We start from the raw sequence: 1273 nt of genomic DNA, 5'->3' as shown, positions 1-1273 counted from the left end.
TGTTTAGACCGATGACATGGGTAACGGACGTGCCAGGACATGGGTAACAGTTTAGTCGGCTTCACGCATATCGATGCTGGCCAGCCGATGATGAGCGAAGTAAAGCGTGTAAATGCCGTCCTGGTTGTCGTCGGGCCGGAAGGCAATCGGCAGCCCACGTAGCGCGTTGGACACCTTGATGTCGTTGCCTTTGAACTTGACTATACCGTTGCTGAGCACTGTGACCACCGTATCCTGAGGTGCGTATTCGATGGCCGGCAGGGCTTCGGGGAGCGGGCGTGGACTGGGACGATAGCGGTCACTGGGCACCGCCATGCCGATACCTTCGTGAGGTCGTACCGTGTTGTAGATATCGCGCCATGCATCGAACGCCTGTTGCGCGTGGGCATGGTTGGTAAAGACACGGCCGGCAAGAACTTCGGCTTTCAAGCTGCGATGAAAGCGCTCCTCCTTGCCGTTGGTCTGCGGATGAGCCGGTGCACTGAAGCTGACACGGATGCCCAGTCGAACCAGCCACAGGCTGAGCGCGGAGAGGCCGCGCGAGTCGCCGCCGGGGCTACCCCAGGGCGAACCGTTGTCCATGTTCATGCGTACCGGCATGCCATAGCGCCGGAAGGCCTCAGTGAGCGCGGCTTGTACCGTGGCGCCGCGCATGTCCGGTGTGGCGCGAAGAATCACGCTGTAGCGCGAGTGGTCGTCTAGAACGGTCAACGGATCGCAGCGCCCCTCACCGATGGCGATGGTGCCTTTGAAATCCATCTGCCACAGATCGTTGGGCAAGGCATGTTCGAAACGTTTCCAGGGACCTTGGGCGGACACGTCCTTGTCGGGCATCAAGCCATGGCGGCGTAAGATGTGCGTGATCGTACTGGGCGCAGGCACGTTCAAATGCCCGTTGTTGAGCAGTACTCGATGGAGCTTGCGCCCACCCCATTGCGGATACTTCTGCCGCAGCAGGACAACCGCCTGCTCACAGGTGCCCGTGGTTTGTGTCGGTGAGGAGTGGGGGCGCCGTGAGCGATCACTCAACGGCTCGTTGGCGGCATCTCGGCTCAGCCACTTGTACGCTGTCTTGCGGCTAATACCGAAGCGCCTAGCCAGCTCGGTCATGCTGACTCCGTGGCCTTTGGCCAGAGCCGTAAATTCATTACGCAGGGACATGGATGTGGTTTCCTTCCACGGCATGAAATGGCACCTCGAGCAGGCTATGAACCAGCGTCGAGGTGTAACCCATGTCCTGGCACACTTGTTACCTATGTCTCCGGTCTAAACA

1 protein-coding gene is annotated in these 1273 nt (G+C 59.7%); it reads right to left on the bottom strand.

The window, feature by feature from the left end:
* Positions 1-51 precede the first annotated feature (51 nt).
* Positions 52-1185 (bottom strand): IS481 family transposase, encoded by a 1134-nt coding sequence (locus B0E47_RS13490; RefSeq protein WP_077514804.1) that lies wholly within the window; start codon positions 1183-1185, stop codon positions 52-54.
* Between the last annotated feature and the right edge of the window lie 88 nt (positions 1186-1273).

Origin of the sequence: Rhodanobacter sp. B05 (assembly GCF_002001085.1) — a bacterium.
Taxonomy (GTDB): Bacteria; Pseudomonadota; Gammaproteobacteria; order Xanthomonadales; family Rhodanobacteraceae; genus Rhodanobacter.
Note: the sequence above shows the minus strand (reverse complement) of the source record. Positions and strands in the feature narration are given on the sequence as shown.

Excerpts from the sequence above, each read along its gene's own strand:
- B0E47_RS13490 (WP_077514804.1), bottom strand. The coding sequence starts at position 1,185 with ATGCCGTGGAAGGAAACCACATCCATGTCCCTGCGTAATGAATTTACG.